Annotated in this window: 16 protein-coding genes and 1 tRNA gene; 9 read left to right on the forward strand and 8 right to left on the reverse strand. The window is 43.4% G+C overall.

Annotated elements, in window-relative coordinates; all coding sequences use genetic code 11:
• Positions 1–5: 5 nt before the first annotated feature.
• The gene (locus CMAQ_RS07045) at positions 6–869 is read left to right on the forward strand and encodes a PD-(D/E)XK nuclease family protein (protein ID WP_012186415.1); all 864 of its coding nucleotides are present in this window, start codon (positions 6–8) and stop codon (positions 867–869) included.
• Here CMAQ_RS07045 and CMAQ_RS07050 read toward each other — a convergent pair.
• Positions 858–2,669, reverse strand: a complete 1,812-nt coding sequence (locus tag CMAQ_RS07050) for a glycoside hydrolase family 57 protein (protein ID WP_048062731.1) — start codon at positions 2,667–2,669, stop codon at positions 858–860. The genes CMAQ_RS07045 and CMAQ_RS07050 overlap by 12 nt on opposite strands.
• Before the next feature lie 146 nt (positions 2,670–2,815).
• Between CMAQ_RS07050 and twy1 the strand changes: the two genes are divergently transcribed.
• Positions 2,816–3,892, forward strand: coding sequence for a 4-demethylwyosine synthase TYW1 (gene twy1, locus CMAQ_RS07055; RefSeq protein ID WP_012186417.1), 1,077 nt, complete (start codon positions 2,816–2,818; stop codon positions 3,890–3,892).
• Here the strand turns inward: twy1 and CMAQ_RS07060 are convergent.
• Both CMAQ_RS07060 and CMAQ_RS07065 read right to left on the reverse strand, forming a co-directional pair.
• Positions 3,882–4,811: a hypothetical protein gene (locus CMAQ_RS07060; RefSeq protein ID WP_012186418.1), complete on the reverse strand. Its 930-nt coding sequence runs from the start codon at positions 4,809–4,811 to the stop codon at positions 3,882–3,884. The genes twy1 and CMAQ_RS07060 overlap by 11 nt on opposite strands.
• A 71-nt stretch (positions 4,812–4,882) precedes the next feature.
• Positions 4,883–5,461, reverse strand: coding sequence for an MBL fold metallo-hydrolase (locus CMAQ_RS07065; protein WP_012186419.1), 579 nt, complete (start codon positions 5,459–5,461; stop codon positions 4,883–4,885).
• A gap of 176 nt (positions 5,462–5,637) precedes the next feature.
• Here CMAQ_RS07065 and CMAQ_RS10430 point away from each other — a divergent pair, with 176 nt between their 5' ends.
• Entirely contained in the window at positions 5,638–6,357 is a 720-nt protein-coding gene (locus CMAQ_RS10430) for a hypothetical protein (RefSeq protein ID WP_012186420.1), read from the forward strand.
• Here the strand turns inward: CMAQ_RS10430 and CMAQ_RS07075 are convergent.
• On the reverse strand, positions 6,354–6,812 hold the full coding sequence (locus tag CMAQ_RS07075) for an HIT family protein (protein WP_232203739.1): 459 nt from the start codon (positions 6,810–6,812) through the stop codon (positions 6,354–6,356). The two genes, CMAQ_RS10430 and CMAQ_RS07075, sit on opposite strands and share 4 nt — an antisense overlap.
• Positions 6,813–6,907: 95 nt before the next feature.
• On the opposite strand from CMAQ_RS07075, the gene pcn reads away from it, so the two are divergent.
• From pcn to CMAQ_RS07090, 3 genes are all read left to right on the forward strand, one after another.
• On the forward strand, positions 6,908–7,660 hold the full coding sequence (gene pcn / locus CMAQ_RS07080) for a proliferating cell nuclear antigen (pcna) (protein ID WP_048063011.1): 753 nt from the start codon (positions 6,908–6,910) through the stop codon (positions 7,658–7,660).
• Positions 7,660–8,706, forward strand: a complete 1,047-nt coding sequence (locus CMAQ_RS07085) for a DNA primase small subunit domain-containing protein (protein WP_012186423.1) — start codon at positions 7,660–7,662, stop codon at positions 8,704–8,706. The genes pcn and CMAQ_RS07085 overlap by 1 nt, the downstream gene beginning before the upstream one ends.
• Positions 8,707–8,884: 178 nt before the next feature.
• Complete coding sequence (locus CMAQ_RS07090) at positions 8,885–9,097, forward strand: hypothetical protein (protein WP_156769869.1); 213 nt, start codon at positions 8,885–8,887, stop codon at positions 9,095–9,097.
• 267 nt (positions 9,098–9,364) lie between these two features.
• Here CMAQ_RS07090 and CMAQ_RS07095 read toward each other — a convergent pair.
• Together CMAQ_RS07095 and CMAQ_RS07100 are read right to left on the reverse strand one after the other, a co-directional pair.
• Positions 9,365–9,439: transfer RNA gene (locus tag CMAQ_RS07095), tRNA-Arg, on the reverse strand.
• A 53-nt stretch (positions 9,440–9,492) separates the two neighbouring features.
• Positions 9,493–11,949: a V-type ATPase 116kDa subunit family protein gene (locus tag CMAQ_RS07100; protein ID WP_198002064.1), complete on the reverse strand. Its 2,457-nt coding sequence runs from the start codon at positions 11,947–11,949 to the stop codon at positions 9,493–9,495.
• 135 nt (positions 11,950–12,084) lie between these two features.
• Between CMAQ_RS07100 and CMAQ_RS07105 the strand changes: the two genes are divergently transcribed.
• Complete coding sequence (locus tag CMAQ_RS07105) at positions 12,085–12,585, forward strand: GNAT family N-acetyltransferase (RefSeq protein WP_012186426.1); 501 nt, start codon at positions 12,085–12,087, stop codon at positions 12,583–12,585.
• Here CMAQ_RS07105 and CMAQ_RS07110 read toward each other — a convergent pair.
• Positions 12,515–13,930 carry a ribonuclease FAU-1 family protein gene (locus CMAQ_RS07110; RefSeq protein WP_012186427.1) on the reverse strand — a complete coding sequence of 472 codons (1,416 nt, stop codon included), beginning with the start codon at positions 13,928–13,930 and terminating at the stop codon, positions 12,515–12,517. The two genes, CMAQ_RS07105 and CMAQ_RS07110, sit on opposite strands and share 71 nt — an antisense overlap.
• Before the next feature lie 297 nt (positions 13,931–14,227).
• Here CMAQ_RS07110 and CMAQ_RS07115 point away from each other — a divergent pair, with 297 nt between their 5' ends.
• Positions 14,228–15,172, forward strand: a complete 945-nt coding sequence (locus tag CMAQ_RS07115; protein ID WP_048062732.1) for a DNA cytosine methyltransferase — start codon at positions 14,228–14,230, stop codon at positions 15,170–15,172.
• Between the two features lie 206 nt (positions 15,173–15,378).
• Here CMAQ_RS07115 and CMAQ_RS07120 read toward each other — a convergent pair whose 3' ends face one another.
• Positions 15,379–16,545 (reverse strand): ABC transporter permease, encoded by a 1,167-nt coding sequence (locus tag CMAQ_RS07120; protein ID WP_052290718.1) that lies wholly within the window; start codon positions 16,543–16,545, stop codon positions 15,379–15,381.
• Positions 16,546–16,784: 239 nt separating this feature from the next.
• Here CMAQ_RS07120 and CMAQ_RS07125 point away from each other — a divergent pair, with 239 nt between their 5' ends.
• On the forward strand, positions 16,785–17,531 hold the full coding sequence (locus tag CMAQ_RS07125) for an SDR family NAD(P)-dependent oxidoreductase (protein ID WP_012186430.1): 747 nt from the start codon (positions 16,785–16,787) through the stop codon (positions 17,529–17,531).
• Positions 17,532–17,597: the final 66 nt, after the last annotated feature.

Genomic DNA, 17,597 nt, shown 5'->3' on the forward strand with positions numbered 1-17,597 from the left:
GTGCAATGGAGCTTATTAATCAGGCACCTGAATTAACCATCACTGAGGGTAAGCCGATTCTAAAGTGGGGTGAGGCAATTTACCCCATCCCTAGGCTTAAGCACGGTGCCTTATTCCTAATGGTTAATCAACTGGCTGTTCAATTAAGGTTCTGCGAGTACAGGATTCACCTAGACTTCACTAAGGGTAGGGTTATTGGTAATGAGGCTATTGATGGATTATACGAGCACGCTAGGCAATTCGGTAATATTACCGATGAATTCAGCCTTGAACCAGGCTGGGACCCAGTGGTTGTTAATAGGGGTGAGGAGGGGGTTTCCTTCTTCAACATGAGGATGAGGAACTGGATTGGTAAAGCTGACTTCACTAAACCCTACGTTGAGGAGAGGAGCGTAATGGTGTTGATTAAGAATGTACCAATACTGGGTCTACCTGACCTAATAATTAACAGGGATGGTAAACCATGGTTAATTATTGAACTTAAGACAACCAATAGGGCTGGTAGACTTGGGTTCCTTGAACCCAGGGAGGCTTATCAAGTTGAGGCATATTACCACTTCCTAAGAATGATGGGACTGGGGGTTGAGGGAGCCCTTGTGGTTAAGTTAATTAGGGGTATTGGGGTTAAGGTGGTTGACTACGTTGATGCATTAATTAAGGCCTTCATAAATGGGGTTAACTACAGTAGGTTAAGTAATGGGGTGGCGGTGCACCTTGTTAGGGTTAGGGACGCCTCAGAATTCATGAGGGAGACTGAGTGGGCTGTGGATTACTGGTTAGGCTCCAGGAACGCCACTGCAAGCCCAAGTCCAGGTAAATGCAGGGTATGTGACCATAAGCTGCATTGCCCATACAGCCTATCCCGCTGAATCCTCATTAGGTGGATCCCTATTACCGTAGGTGACGTTTAGGGTTACGTAGGATTGTAGGTAAATGTAGTTACCTGAGGTTACGAATATGGGTACCCTATAGGAACCGGCTAACCTAGGTATTATACTGCACTTAATCCTTGAGGAACCAGGCTGAATAACAACATCCAGTTGAGTATCTAGGCAAATTAACTTGAACTTAACGTTAACCCCCATGTCATTATCAAACTCTAATTCCACATCAATAGGCCTATTAACAAGCCCCCTGTAAACCTCCCTTAGGGGCCTCATGGCTATCTTGAACCTTGAATCCAGGATATTGCGGAACTCCTCAACCCAATGGTTAATTAAATCAGGATTCCAGAACTCAGCCCACCAGAAGTCACTGTCTAGGGCATGCCATAGGGCGTACCTAGCCTCATTAATCTTACCACCCAATGCATCCTCAAGACCCCTCAAGTACCTGTATGAGTCAATGACCTTAACCCAGTACTCTGCATGCTCCCTCCTCTCTCCATCCCACTTAGTGAAGCCCCCTAACCAGGAGGTTGTGGGTATGTAGGTTATGCTTCTCCTACTCATGTTAACTTGACTAAGCCTAACAGTCTCAATAATGCCTAACTCCTGCATTCTACTGAGGTATGAGTAGAATTTATCAAGCATTAAACCAACCATGGCCGGGGTCTTGGACATGGCTATGAAGTTCTCACCATCAAGGGCAATGACCACTAATTCACCATTAGTCTCAATAATGGATCTACTGAGCATTGCGGCAAGCTTCACCGCAGACCTCTCGTCAGGGATATTATTCTGGAAGGATAAAATGTTACTTAACCTCTCATCCCTAAAGAATACTGTTAACCTACCACCCAGGCTATAGGGTTCATAAATACTCCCCTTATCCCCCTGAACCCCAGGGAAGTGATTACCACCATCAAGCACAGTGTAGCCGACCTTATGCTTCTCATATATGTCAAGCAACTCCATACTCCACGCCATTTCAGGAGTCCAAACACCAACGGGATTAACACCCAGGGTACTTTTAGTAACCTCCATACCCACGCCCAGTTCCTCATCAATAACGTCAATAATCTCGTACCTTGATGCTAAGTAACCCAGTATGGTGTGGGCGTATACGCTTGATAATACATCCAACTGCCCCCTATTAGCCTGAACCCTATACATATCAAGGACCTTAGCCACCGCATTAACCTCACCACTACCCTTTGCGTGGACTTCACCATTAATGAGGGTATAACCCTTCTCAATGGCATCAACCCACTGCTTAAGTAGGCTTGGGGATAAGTGAATATTCACCTTAACTCCACTGTACTTGTCATTGAGGAATGCGTGGAATAAGTATGGGCCACCGTTGAAGAAGGGTGCCATAACCGGGGCATGAACGTACCTGAATGCCCAATCAGCGTAATACCTGCCGTCACTCATGTACCATGGGGGTTGATGCATGTGGTACACTAAGGCTAATTTAACCGGCCTCCTCCCCTCAATAACCCTCACCTTAATTGACTCAGTGAATTTACTAGTCCCCGCGTCACCATTAAGCCTAATAACCCAAAGCCCAGCCTCACCCACGGTAAATGATGCGTTAACCGTAGTCACCTCACCGGGTAGTGCTAGGGCTGAACCAGTCCATGAGTTAACGTGCCTACCCTCCAGTAGGTAGTCGAGGGTTATGTTAACGTTTATTGATGATGATGAATCATTAATCAACCTAACCTTAACCCCAACCTCATCCCCCACCTTATGCACTGGGCTATCAACATCAAGTAAAGCCCTCACGTAGACCAATTTAATGAAACCCTATATAACCTTTCCGCGTATAATAAGGGGCTTTAATGCATGGAATATGGAGGCGATGAGTAACTGTGCGTGTTTTTTAAGGGGGTTAAGAAAACTTTATAACTTAATGTTAAGCCCTAGAATACGTGGAGAATAGTGAGGTTAAGGTTAAGTTAAGGTACCATGAATTCATTGAGGGCAAGGTTAGGATTAGTGTTGATGCCTTACCCATGCTTAAGAACGCCCACTATGGAGTCTACGGTCACGCAACGGTTGAATTATGCCACTGGACTAAGAGTGCCTTGACAGGTGGACCCAGTTGCTACAAGGTTAAGTTCTACGGTGCCCCAGTTGGTGGTTCACATAGGTGTGTTGAAATGGGGCCAGTGGGTATGATGTGTAGTAATAAGTGTGTCTATTGTTGGAGGCCATCAGAGTCCTTTGACCCTTATGAGCCTATGAGCCTGGAGGTCATGGATCCAGTGGATATGGTTAACGGTATACTTAAGGAGAGGAGGAGGTTATTGTCGGGTTACTTTGGTCATGCTAAGAGCAGTAGAGATAAGGTTAATGAAGCCCTTCAACCAACCCACTGGGCTATTTCACTATCAGGGGAACCAACAATGTACCCTAGGTTACCTGAACTCATAAAGTACATTAAATCACTCCCAAGCACTAAGTCGGTTTTCCTAGTCACCAATGGCCTCTACCCTGAGATGATTGAGAAGCTTTGGCGTGAGGACGCGTTGCCAACTCAACTCTACCTAAGCCTAAACGCGCCAAATAAGGAGTTATTCCTTAAGATAGCTAACCCCGTGGTTCACAGGGATGATGCCTGGGAAAGGGTTTTAAGGAGCCTTGAATTACTAGCCAAGATACCCACCAGGACTGTGGTTAGGATAACCCTGATTAAGGGTTGGAACACGGGTAGTGAACTACTGGGTCAATTCGCCGAGGTGTTAGGCATAGGTAATCCACACTTCATTGAGCCTAAATCCTACATGCATCTAGGTCATTCAGTGTATAAGCTCAGTAAACTTAACATGCTTAGGCATGAGGAGGTTAAGGAGTGGAGTCTAAGCCTACTGAAGGCCCTTGAGTCAAGGGGCTTAAGGTACATATTCATGGATGAGGACCCCAATTCAAGGATAACCGTACTACAGAACATGAATAGGTACGTTGATAGGTGGATTGAGAAGCCTAGTAGTGAAGCTAACCCTTAGTGTAGTTCTCAAGGGCGCTGATTAAATTGGGGTTAAGCACAACACCGAAGGTATTGTCATTCCAGGCCCAGATACCTATGAAGACTGGGTTAATACTACTGGTTAATTCACCCAATACTTGACTCATGTAGACCGCTGGTGCAGTGCAGTTCCAGGTGAACTTCACGTTCCAGTTAGCTGGATCAACGTAGGCTTTCTCATCACAGTACCTGAACCCAACCTCACCAACCATTACATTGAATCCACTTGACTTAAGGGTCTTAAGATTACTGATTAAGTACTCTGGGACAGTGACTACACCGTTCACGTACCTGTAATCCCAAATATCGTAACCAACTAGGGTTAAATTAGCCCCCTTAGCTAAGGCCAATACATCATTAGCATTCTCACCTCCACTGGCGTAGTAGAAGAGGCCGGCCTCAGGGAACTCGACTCTAAGCTCATTGTAAATCTTAATCATACTCCCCCTACAGGTTGCATTAGCCACGCATGCAGCCTCCTCACTGAAACCTATGTAGAAGCCCTTACCGCTTGGGTTAATCTTCTTCAAGTCCTGTAGTATGAATTGAGGCACATTAATGTAATCCAAGGTCCCCCTCCACTTATATGATGGTTGATAGATTTCGCAGAAGATGTTAATGAAGACGGGCCTATCCTCATTCACGTATTGCTGAATCGTGTATAGAGCCCAGTTTATCCAAGGCATTAAGGCTTGAGGATCATTACACTGGTAAGCCAGTACAACACCAGGTACAGCCCAGGGAGGCACGGTGTAGTTACCGGCACCCCACGGTACAATCCACAGTATTAACTTAGCTTCACCGATCGATGACACCGAATGATGCATCAGCAGTATGGTTAACGTTACGGTAATAAGTATTACCGCTAGGGCCACAGCCAGTACCGTTAACTTAGACATAGATTAATTAATACCTTAGGAATATTTAACAGTTGATTCATTAAACCCATGATTACTACTTTTTAATCAAACTAACCCACTACTATTGGTTTCCCATGCCCCGGGTAAATTACCTTAGGTTTAAGGCTCATTAACTTACTGAAACTCTTCATGGCCTCACTCATGTTTACCGTAAAACCCCTCGGCGGTAACACCGGCTTACCCTCACGTTCAACTATCGCATCACCACTGAAGAGGACCCCATCCTTAAAGTACGCTGTACTGCCTGGGGTATGCCCTGGCGCATATATGGCTTCATACCCCTCAATCACGTCACCATCATTGACCTTAAGATTAACCTTAACAGGCCTAAACCTAAATAAGCGTGAAACCAGCAATTGAAGGAAACCCGCAGCCCTAGGCTTCTCCTCACCCTCAATAACTCTAGCATCAGCCACCGATGCAACCACACTGCAGTGGAATTGCTTAACAATATCCCACGCATACCTAATGTGGTCAATATGGTAGTGAGTTATGAGGAGGTACCTAACCTCCACACCCTGCTCCCTTGAAATCCTCAAAACATCCCTAACCCTAACACCAGCATCAATTAATAAACCATTACTGGTTAAATAACTATTCGACATACCTCTTATTACGTAAACATCCATGACTACGAGTTAATGCATGAACTTTTAAAACTAACTTATATGGAGTAACATTAACCCTAATTCATTGAAATGAAGTAATAATGAATACTGTTTTCACGACTAATTAATGATCACTTAGTATATTAATTACCTTACCTGGGGGTTAGGTTTTTATTTACTATTTCCTCTCTTTTCCTGTGTCTTTTCGTGATGAGTTTTTGCGTTTGTTGAGGGAGGATGCTGGGTTTAGGGGTGAGGTTATGAGGCTTCTTGGTATTAATGATGTTAATGCCTCCTTGGCTCGATTAATTGAGTCTGTTAACGCATTAACCAATGCCGTCAACACACTCATTAAGGAGGAGACTGAAACTAGAAGCGAAATAAAGACACTACAAGAAGGACAAAATAAACTATGGGAGGAAGTCAAGGCAATAAGAGAGGAGAATAGTAAAATATGGCTTGAGATTAAGGCTATGAGGAAGAACTATGAAAATGCATGGATTATTACCAGGCAATTAAGAAGCGGTGTTAATATTGTTTCCAAGTATTTGGATAAATTGCTTGAGCGTGATGTTAGGCATTATTTACCCGTGTGGATTAAGGATAAGTTAGGCTTCAATGTTGATAAGCTTAAGAGGGTTGTGGTTGAGAATGTGGGTGGGTTTGATGGTTATGTTGAGGTTAATGACTGGATTATTGTGGTTGAGGTTAAGTCAACTTTAAGGGTTAGGGATGCTAATGATTTTATTAATAGGCTTGCCAGGTTAAAGGTGATTAAGGCTAATAAGAGGATTACCGCAGTGTTGGCTTATGTTAATGATGTTAAGGAGACTGCGGAGGCTATTAAAGTACTTAAGGCGTATGATGTAAAAGTGCTTAAGCATCATGGTGAGGATGATTTTGAGGAAGTAACTTAACTTATTGCTGTATTCTCGTCACCTTTAAGGGAGGAGTCTTCATTAATCTTCCTTAAGGCTTCCGTAACCTTACTAACCACCTCAATAGCCTCCGCCTCACTTAACTCCACTCTATGTGCCCTGTAACCACCACCGTAGTATGGTATTACGTGGACGTGGAAGTGGAATACCACTTGTCCAGCTGAGGGGCCGTTATTCTGGATAAGTCTAACACCATCAGCCTTAAGTCCATTAACCACCGCCCTAGCCATTAGTTTAGCAACCTTCATTACTTTACATAATGCCTCAGGGGGTATTTCGAAAATATCCCTGTAATGCCTCTTAGGCATAACTAATATATGCCCCTTATTTATTGGATACTTATCCAGTATTGCTATTACGTCATCATCCTCATACACCACATGGCCTGGTGCCTCCCTCCCTATTATCCTGCAGAAGATGCACTCATCCATCATTACCACCCCCTCACGGAGGTTATTTTAATTGTTCCCAGCTATTACCTGGGTTAAGGGTCGTAAGCCTTATAAAATCTAAAATGGTGATAGTGCTTGTGAGCAGTGTTAAGTTAACTTACCCTGATGGTAAGGAGTGGTACTTGATAATGGATGCAGTGGCGGTACTGGTTGAGGAGTCTGCCTTAACGGTAACTAAGGATGGGGTTAAGCTTAGGGCCCTTGACCCATCCAGGACGGCAATGGTTGACTTATACATGCCTAGGACTGCCTTCGACGAGTACCCTGACGTGGAGCAGGACATTAACATTGGCGTTAACTTCAGTGAGGTTAAGAAGATACTGCAGAGGGCTGGCAAGGGTAGTAGCGTCACCTTTGAGGTTGAGGAGAATAGTCTTAAAATAAGAATGAGTGGTAAGGTAACTAGGACTATTAAACTACCCCTAATAGACATTCCCGTTGAACAATTACCAACACCTAAGGTCATCTTCACGGTTACGGCTAAGTTAGCTAGTGATGCCTTGAGACAGGCGGTGAAGGATGTGGAGGTTATTGCTGATGCAGCTAAGTTTGAGGGTAAGGAGGATGGCTTATACATTAGGGCTAGTAGCGATAGGGGTGAGACTGAGATTAAGTTTGATAAGGGTGGGGAGGTGTTGTTTGAGTATGATAATAAGGAGACGGCTACGGCGACGTATAGTGTTGATTACTTATCCGATATCGTTAATAGGGCTTATCAAATAAGCGACATAGTCACCGTGGAGTTCGCCACCCAGAAGCCCCTGGCTTTAACCTTTGAAATATCGGGTGGTGGCACATTGGCGTACTTCGTAGCCCCAAGGATAGAGTAATGGATGAATCCCTCAGGTACATTGAGGTCTTATTCAAGAACTACTACAGGAATTACTTCAAACCCCCTGGTGTACCTAGGATTGAGAATAGGGAGGTTGCTTACCAGCCCTTCACTGGGCAATCAATGATTAGGCACTTGGGTTTCAGGAATTGGAACGATTTAAGGAGCTTCATTACTGAGAGGATTCCAAGGAACCTATACTTATCAAGCGCCTACTTCAACAACCCCTCAGCCGGTGAAATGGATGCTAAGGGTTGGTTGGGTGCTGACTTAGTGTTTGATATTGATGGTGATCACCTACCCACTGATAACTGCAGGGGCGTTGAGTTAGTTACCATTGAGTGTCTTAATGATGCCTTAAGCGAGGTTGTGAAGTTGATTGATGTGCTGAGGTATGAGTTCGGTATTGAGGAGAAGCACCTCAGGGTAACCTTCTCCGGGCATAGGGGTTTTCATGTTCACGTGGAGGGGCCTGAGGATGTGATTAATTTAACTCAGGATGAGAGGAGGATGATTGTTGATTACTTAACGGGTAAGGTTGATTTAACGAGGCAAATACTGGTTAATAGGGAGGGTAGGGCTACTGTGGTTGAATTAGGTCCATTTAACGCTAATCTACTGGGTAAAGTGTATGGTAGTGTTGGGAGGGTTTTCACAGAGGCCTCTAAACTGGGTAAGGTTACCGCTGGTTTAGTTAGAGATAGGAGTGAGGATATTAAGAGTGGCTTAACTGTTCACATTGATGAGGTTGTTACAATAGATACTAATAGGTTAATGAGAATGCCCAATAGTCTGCATGGTAAAACAGGCCTAATAGCCGTGGAGTTGAGTCTAAGTGACCTTGATAAGGGTATTGAGGCAATAGTGGATAAGGCAGTTGCCTTCAGGAAGGGTAACCCAAGGATTAGGTTAACGCAGAGGCTACAGGTTAGTAGGGTGCTTGGTGAAGTAATCCGGGTTAAGGAGCAGGGCGAGGAGGCCAGTGAACCAGCCTATGTGGCGGTGTACTTAATATTAATGGGATTAGCGCAATTAGCTGAGTAACCCTTACCTTTACTTAGGCTTGAACCAAGTGTTCAAGGCACTCCACTGCAGATGTTAATAAAGCTGTACGCAATCTATATAATCTATTTATTATGCTATAACATCTATGAATTATTCAACTGCTTACACCAAAACCTATATAAAGCCTAACCCCAGTAGCATACCCGAGGTGAGTCAAATGAGCATAAGTGGAGCCGTGAAGACAATAAGCACACTACTAAGGCCTAGGAGCAATGTGAGAAGCATCAATACGGTAACAAGCCCAACAGTCAATATAACTAATGATACACAAACTATGAGAGGAATCAATGAAGTCATTATAATACCAAGCCTTAATACACCAATAGTACTAATTTACGATAAGAAAAATGGCACATACAGATTAGCGTAATTCACGCACTACGCGGTAAAGACGCATTACATATAGGTACTATTTAATAATATATTTATAAATAACATAACTTTCATAACTACAATTACTTCTGTTTTAACAATTCAAACTAAATGAATATTATTAATATTAAATACTGAGGCTGTGTAACGGAAATCTCCCGAAACCTCAGATGAAACCTGCGGAGTTATGTTTCACAGCGCTTGTCTCCATGACTTCAATAGCACTATTACGCATCCCAGTTGAATTATAGAAGATATTCCTTAGCGGGCCCGGTGGGATTCGAACCCACGACCTACGGCTCCGAAGGCCGCCGCTCTAACCTGGCTGAGCTACGGGCCCTCCACCAGTTAGGCTTAACTTAGGTTGTAAATTAATTTTTCACTCAATATGCCTTAGGGTAATTCAATACTTAGTGCAGTGAGGGCATACCTTAACGGCATATATAATTTACCTGATCCTTCATAGAACTTGGAGTATACTTCATAGAATGTTAACCTACTTGTCTGAATGAAGGTTAGGAATCCTTCCCCAGCAATGATTAGTGCATTGAGTAATATCATTATTAGTAAGCCGGCTGGGGTTAGTAACCCATATGTTAACGCCAGGTGGTACGTCATGTAGGTGAATATACTGTGCACCAATGCTATTATTCCAAGCCTCATGAATGATAAGGTATTGGCTATTGCATCCAGTATACCCTCTATGGTTAACCCAACCATTAACTCAGCGGCATCAACCTCAGTGTTGGGCATTGATTTAATGTACATGAATGAGCCGAAGAACCCACCGAAGCCTATAACCATTAATGCCGCACCAATTAACCTAACTTGGGGGGTTAATAATGCTGAGAATACCGGGTTTAATAGGGCTACCGGTATTATTCCAACATTCATCATGAGTAGGCCAAAGCCTATGAAGACCAGTGGAACCCAAGCCAGTGATAAGGCATCTAACCTGTGCCCAAGTCTAGCCCTATTCAGTGGCTTAAGTATCAGTGACATCACCAGTAGTGTGAAGCCGAAGAGCATTGCCAATGGTAGCACCCAGTTTATCCAATACTCGCTTATTGTACCATTAACGAAGACTCGGCCCCACGGTAGTATTGGCTTAATTAAATCCATTCCGAAGACTTCACCACTATTCAGTATTGAGAACACTATGGCCCAGGTACCCATCATTACGAATAATTGACCCCATAGATTAGCCTTCCCTGAAAACATCGCCCTAAGTATACTATTCCTACCATTATACTTAAGCACATTCATGAGTATACCGAAGAGTAGTAGTATTGCACCTTGTCCAGCATCTGGGAACATCCAGCCGAAGAAGACTGGGAATAATACGGCGGTTAATGTTACTGGGCTTAATTCACCATACCTTGGTATACCGTACATGTAGGTTATCTCCCTAAAAGCATTAATGGGTGTTGGATACTCCTCACTGGTGGGTGCTTCATGCGGGTTAATTGTATTAACTTGAATAATCCTGGTGAACTTCCTAACCCTAGCGTCAACGGCTAGGTCGGTTAAGGTCCTGTACAGGAAGTCCTCGAAAAGCTTCACATTCTTCTCAATCACAAAACCCCTAATAGTAACTAGGTCACTTACCTGCCTAGCCTCCTCAATACTGTAATTACAAGCCTCCTCCCTCTCCCTAATCATTTCATTAAGCTCATTCTTCAATTCACCCAGCCTCCTCTCCATTTCCCTAATCTCCCTACTAAGCAACTCCACTGACGCCTCCAGGTTTGTTAAATGCTCCCTTGGCGCCTTAACAATATTGTTGGATTCTGGATAATCCACGTTGCTCATGATTAAGTAGGCTGATAATTCATCACCTATGTTGATAACGTACCCCGAGTACTTATCTAGGTCAGGGGGTATTTGACCCTTAATTATGAATAATGAGTAATCTAGCGCCTTAAGCCCCATCTCCTTAATCCCACTTCTAATTAAACCATTATACGCCTCGATGAGTAACCTAAGCCTACTTAACCTACTCTCCATTTCCACCATCTGAGTCTTAATTGCATCAATCCTAGCAATAACCTCACCCCCCTCTTCAACGGCACTATTAACGTAAGTTTGAATAACATTCTCAGCAACACCTGCAGCCTCTAAAATACCCCTTATCACCTGCTTATTACTACTTATTAATGACTCAAGTTGACTCCTTAAGCTACTTATGGTTGCCTCAGTCTCCTTAACCCTGGCCTCCACATTACTTAAATCACTCTCAGGTAATTCAATTACCTTAACGTTATGCAGCCTAATGATGTCATTAATCCTCCTCAACTCCCAGGTTGGGGCAATTATAAGTAAGTGAATCCTATCATTAACTTCACCAAGCCTAGTTAAGACTACATCCTCAATCTGCTTAATGGAGTTCTCGAAGTCACTTAAAGCCCTATGGGGGGTCTCGACGACAATGTACCTAATATTCTTAAGCTGCATTAATCCTATTAGGGAATTAACGCTTATCATTAGCCTAAGTTTCGTTAACTCCTCTTCAGCATTATTTAGTGAATCCTCAATTTGCCTAATCCTACCTATCAATTCCTCACCATTCTTATACACTGAGTCTATGAAGTCCTTGAAAGAGGTTGCCTTAACCCTAAACCTACCTATTGATGGCTCCTGTTGGGTTTGACCATACCTTGATATTGTCCTAGCGGCTTCAGTCAATCTCCTAACGCTAGTGTAGGTTTCCTGGTCAATTGAGGGGGCAGGTAACTTAGGGGGTCTATCAATGGGCATGAATTCACCAAGTAAACCCACCCTGAATATTAAATCCAATGCCGCATGCCTAGGTACCGTTATCTTATACTCCACAATCCTCTCTATGGGCACATTAGGCTCACTGGGCTTGATTTTTAAGTTTAAATCAAATAGGTCCTCCATTTATTCTTAAATACCGAGTACGCATCATTAATAATTGTGATGAATGCGGTTGTATTTTAAAATACTGAAGCATACGCATTGAGCATGAGGTCTGGTATTGAGGTTAGGCAATGTGGATTAAATATCATTGATTTAGTTGAGGATTTGGAGAGGAGGATTTTCAGACCCAGTGAGGTCTATACTAGGGGTTTCCTGGAGTGGCTTTGTGAGAATTGCTCTAATTCATCATACGTAGCGGTTAAGGATGGGGTTTACGTGGGCTACATAATAACATGCATTGATAGGCCTGGTCAGGGGCATGTGGTTTCCCTAGGTGTTTTAGCTGAGTATAGGAGGATGGGGGTTGGTAGGCTTCTCATGTGTTCATCAATATGTAGGCTTAGGGGTATTGTGGATTCAATAGTACTGGAGGTTAGGGTATCTAATGATGCTGCAATTAACCTATATAGGAGCTTGGGATTCAGGATTCACCACACTATACCAGGCTACTACAGTGATGGTGAGTCAGCCTACTTCATGGTCCTTGATAATGAATACTTAAACCAAGCTTACTTAAAGTGTCAATGTGGTTCCGAACAAGGTTAACCACATCACCCTTAAGCCTACTCAACTCCTCCTCAGCCTCATTAATAAGTCTCCTACTCGGTATACTGCTTAACTTATCCTCATCAATAATATTCACGTTAAACCCCTTGTCAACGGTTAAATCAACTTCAAGATCAATGTAAATCACCCCATCCCAAGTAACCTCAATGGGTGTGTTAATATTCACGTAGGCGCCCTTGAATGAGCCATCGTGTGAAACGTAAATATGGGTTAAATGCCTTTCACCAATATTAATTACACTATAGGCTGCGTCACCATACTCCTTAGCTACATTAAGCCCATCCAATGTCCCACCAGGCTTCAACTCCCTCCTAATGATAAGTAACCCATTACTATAATGAACCCTCTCCCCAGGCCCTAGGTTAATGTGCTCTCCATTAACCTTAACGTGATGCACATTAATCGTGGATAAATTACTTAATGCGTAATTAGCCAGAGCTCTACCTAACTCATCCCTCATCTTTAATTCACCAACCAGGTACTCAGTGTAGTCAAGTATCTCAGTGTTCTTCATGGTTATCTTCAAGGCGTGGTGACCCTTAACCGTGGGTACAATGGTGTTCCTAATATCATCCAGCACCCACCTAGCCTCAGCATCCAGTATCACAGAGACTATGCATTCCCCTTCAAATAACATATCGTAGTCCCTTGCCTCAGCGATCTTAACCCTAATGGCGTTGACTAGGCTTATTGCCTCATCCAGCGCCTTCTCAGCATCCTCTTCACTGAGGTATTGGGCTGAGCTCCTCCACCTTATGCCTAATCCACCCAGTTGATTAATTTTACTTAACCCAACCCTGACAAGCATCATTTTAGCATCAGGATCCTTAATATGCCTACTAAGCCTAACCGTTGGGCTATCTATGACTCTGAGGTAACTGGTGGTTGGCATTATGTATGGGCTTGCCCTCAACTGCCCGGTTACATTAACCATGGTCACCGGTAACTTATCACCAGGCCTAAAGTAATTGGAACCCTCAAGTAGGGCTAAGACACCTGGTGCAACCTCAATGTGTCCATTATCAGCTACAACACCCATTATTACGCTGTATAATGGGACAGGCGGCTTATTGTAAGCTACGTCCCCAACCCTACGTAGTATGGATTCAAGAACCTTATTAACCTCACTGCACTTACCTATTATGAATAATGCCCCTGGGATATTCTCATCATCCTTAATAGTTACGTCAGGGGGTTCAGTGGAGTGAAGTATGTTGAATCTGCTTAATATGGTGTCAGTGGCTTGAACAATATCGTACCCATCCTCCAGCATAATCTTAGTTAGTGCTGTGGCGTAAATCCCCCTAACCCTTACCTTAGTCATCAGGATTAATGCAACTGGGGTTATTTAAACACTAAGTTATAATGTACCTAACACACCCCTGGAGTGAAATATATTGAATAATTAATGGTAACTTAACGTAAACTATGGTTAAAATTACCTTATAGTTAATATGATTAACCATAGGTCTTAAATACTTATGCCACGATTATTATTAATGAATTTAGTGTTAATTATTTCTCATTTTTTAACAACATAGTTGAGATTTCACATGGCTTAGTCTTCACTTGGGTTAAGTTTATGAATTAATCCTCAACCGAGGAACTTAAGTGAAGCCCAGTGGGTTTAAGGGTAGTGGACTTGTTTTCAGGGGCGGGGGGATTCTCGGTTGGCTTCAGGGATGCTGGTTTTGAGGTGGTTGCAGGCTTAGACATTGACATTGACTCAGTGAGGTCATTCAGCATTAACTTCCCTAAAGCAGTAACAATACGTGAGGACGCTAGGTTAGTTAGGGGTAGTGATATTATTAAGTATGTTGGTGACGTGGACGTGGTGGTGGGTGGACCACCATGTGAAGCCTACACTGGGGCTAATCCAAGAAGGATGAGTGATCCATTGGATAGGCTTTACATGGATGAGCTTGGTCAATTAACCCTGGAGTTCATTAGGCTTGTGGGTGAGTTGAGGCCTAAGGTTTTCGTGATGGAGAACGTGGCAGCCATAACTGAGGGTGGGCTTAAGGAGGCCTTAATCAATGAATTCAGGAGGGTGGGTTACGGGGTTATTCACTTCAATATACTTCACGCCGAGGATTATGGGGTTCCAAGCATTAGGAGGAGGGTCTTCATATCAAACATTGTTATTAAGCCACCTAAGGCAGGTAAGGTGATTACTGTCGCCGAGGCCTTAAGTGGCTTGCCTGAACCAACACCCCTAATCCCTAATCATGAACCAGTCACCGTGTCTGGGAGGAAGATTAAGGGTATTAGTAGGGTTAATTGGGGGCAAGCCCTATACACGTACAGGGGTTCTGGGGGAGTGTACAGGAACTTCATTAGGCTTCACCCAGGTAAACCAGCCCCAACGGTAATGGGTAGTGTCAGGTTTATTCACCCATATGAAGATAGGTTACTAACGGTGAGGGAGCAGGCTAGGTTAATGGGATTCCCAGACACCCACGTATTCACCGGTAGTAAGGATTCTCAATTCAATCAAGTGGGTGAAGCAGTACCACCACCCTTAGCTAAGGCAATAGCGGAGGTTGTTAAGCGGGAGTTAACGTGAATTAACCTATAATTATCCTTAGGCATTATTAAGCACGCCTCATTCCCTCTAACATTCCTCTAATCGACAGAGTAAGGTGAATGGTATTATTCAAGCTGCGTTAAGGCATTCTCATAAATTATTTCATGATTTTCCCCAGGGCTATACCATTATAGCTGAAACTTGAGGGCTTGGAATGAAGTAGGTGTTCAATGTAATGGCTTAAATTACTCCATTCTAATTACTTCAGCCGGCCTTATCCTAGTTACACTAATTAAGGGTGGTATTGAGGCTAGTACCCCAGTGACCAGTGCCGTGGCTAACCCCAGTGCGAAGAATTCAGGTACCGGTGTTATTACTATACTTATATTGTACCCTAGGTAGTTGATTAATTTAACCATGGCTACTGAACCATAGTAACCTGCAATTAAACCCAGTAAGCCACCTATTAAAGAGACTACAAGCACCTGGATTATGAATATTAGCATTACCTGTCCATTAGATGCCCCTATAGCCTTCATTATCCCAATCTCCCTCCTCCTCTCCCTAACGTTTATTAGAACCATTATAGCCACTATGAGTCCAGCTATAATAATGCTGAGGACTATGACTACGACGAAGAAAACGTTAATTAAGTTAACAACCTCATTAACACTACCTATTATTGACTGCTGTTCATAAACCTGGGCCTCAGGGATTATCTGCTTCATAGCCGTGTTAAGCCCATTTATTACCGTTGGGTTATCATGAATAACCTTAATGAATATGACGTTAACGAAGTCACCTGTATTTAATTGACTTTGAAGGTAACTTAACTGAGTGACTATCATGTAAACTTGAAAACCCAGTAGGCCACCGAATATACTTGAGAATACTCCAGAAACCCTGAGCTTAAGTACATTATATGTCCCGGAAATACCCTGGGGAACGTAAACGTAAATGTAGTCACCCGTACTAACATTCAATGCCTGAGCCAACTGCTGCGATACTATGCAATCACCACTACTCAACGGTAATGAACCTTGAATTAACTGGGGGTAGAAGTAGGTGAAGGAGCTTGGTGATAAGCCTATTAACGTAACATCATGGCCACCGGCAATGGCGCCCGTTAATATGGCTGGTGCAGCGTACTCAACGGTCTTTAGGCCATTAATCATGTTAACCAACTCCTCAGGTATGATTGCGGTTGAGGTGTACACCATTAGGTCAGCGGGTAGTATTGACTTAACCTCAAGACCCACAGTGTACTTAACACCATACGTAACAGTCTCAAGGGCTATTAGAAGCGCCACAGCAGTGGCTACTGCAACAATGGTCATTATAGTTAAAGCCCTCCTAGCCATTAAACCCCTTAACCCAATCCTAATAGCCATTAGGCTTGCCCGCGTATTCACGCATCTAGTGAAGGGGCTAATGCTTATAATCCTTTTTAAGCAGGCATTCATCCTGGGGGGATAGTGTTGACTGCTTCCCTTTACTGAATGTTGATGAATACGCCAACGCCTGAAAATACACTGCTCCCTAAGCTTAAGGTTAAGGATACTATGAGTTATTTATAAAATATACTATTGGAGAGTAATACAATACTTCACTTATAGGTAAAGTTTAAATGCACTAATTTATTAATAGGCATATGGCTAACTTAAGTGGTAAGGTAGCTATAGTTACAGGTGCAGGACAGGGAATAGGTAGGGGAATAGCCCTAAGGTTAGCTAGGGATGGGGCGATAGTGGTTGCCACTGACATTACGGGTAAGGAGAATGAGGTTGCTGAGGAGGTTAGGAAACTGGGTGGGCAGGGGATGGCATTAAGACTAGACGTCACCGATGGGAAAATGGCTGAGGAGGTTGCTAGGACTGTGTTCGATAAGTATGGGCACATTGATATCCTAGTTAATAACGCTGGGATCTATCCATTTAAACCATTCATGGAAATGACGTTTAACGACTGGTACAGGGTGATTAACGTTAACTTAAACGGCGTCTTCAATGTCACTAGGGCAGTGGTGCCTTACATGGTTAAACAGAAGAATGGTAGAATAATCAATATCGCCTCAATAGCCGGTGCAGTAATGGGCTTCATGGGTCTCACCCACTACAGTGCATCAAAGGCAGGCATAGTTGGTTTCACTCGGGCATTGGCGTTGGAGCTAGCCCGCTATGGTATAACTGTTAATGCAATAGCGCCAGGAGCCATAAATACACCGGGTGCTGCGACTGGTTCTGAGGAGCAGGTGAGAATGATGATTAACGCAATACCAATGGGTAAGCTAGGTACACCTGAGGACATAGCCTCTGCAGTAGCCTATTTGGCGTCGGATGAGGCAAGCTACATAACTGGGGCATTAATAGTCATTGATGGTGGATGGTCAATAACCTAATCTCTTCATTAAAACATCATAAATTATTGCTTTTAATAATGAATAAGGATAGAATTATTCAGCGCA

The sequence above is a fragment of the Caldivirga maquilingensis IC-167 genome, from assembly GCF_000018305.1.
GTDB lineage: Archaea > Thermoproteota > Thermoprotei > Thermoproteales > Thermocladiaceae > Caldivirga > Caldivirga maquilingensis.

Excerpts from the sequence above, each read along its gene's own strand:
- CMAQ_RS07045 (WP_012186415.1), top strand. The coding sequence starts at position 6 with ATGGAGCTTATTAATCAGGCACCTGAATTAACCATCACTGAGGGTAAG.
- CMAQ_RS07060 (WP_012186418.1), bottom strand. The coding sequence starts at position 4,811 with ATGTCTAAGTTAACGGTACTGGCTGTGGCCCTAGCGGTAATACTTATT.
- CMAQ_RS07065 (WP_012186419.1), bottom strand. The coding sequence starts at position 5,461 with ATGGATGTTTACGTAATAAGAGGTATGTCGAATAGTTATTTAACCAGT.
- CMAQ_RS07075 (WP_232203739.1), bottom strand. The coding sequence starts at position 6,812 with ATGATGGATGAGTGCATCTTCTGCAGGATAATAGGGAGGGAGGCACCA.
- CMAQ_RS07085 (WP_012186423.1), top strand. The coding sequence starts at position 7,660 with ATGGATGAATCCCTCAGGTACATTGAGGTCTTATTCAAGAACTACTAC.
- CMAQ_RS07090 (WP_156769869.1), top strand. The coding sequence starts at position 8,885 with ATGAGCATAAGTGGAGCCGTGAAGACAATAAGCACACTACTAAGGCCT.
- CMAQ_RS07105 (WP_012186426.1), top strand. The coding sequence starts at position 12,085 with ATGAGGTCTGGTATTGAGGTTAGGCAATGTGGATTAAATATCATTGAT.
- CMAQ_RS07110 (WP_012186427.1), bottom strand. The coding sequence starts at position 13,930 with ATGACTAAGGTAAGGGTTAGGGGGATTTACGCCACAGCACTAACTAAG.
- CMAQ_RS07125 (WP_012186430.1), top strand. The coding sequence starts at position 16,785 with ATGGCTAACTTAAGTGGTAAGGTAGCTATAGTTACAGGTGCAGGACAG.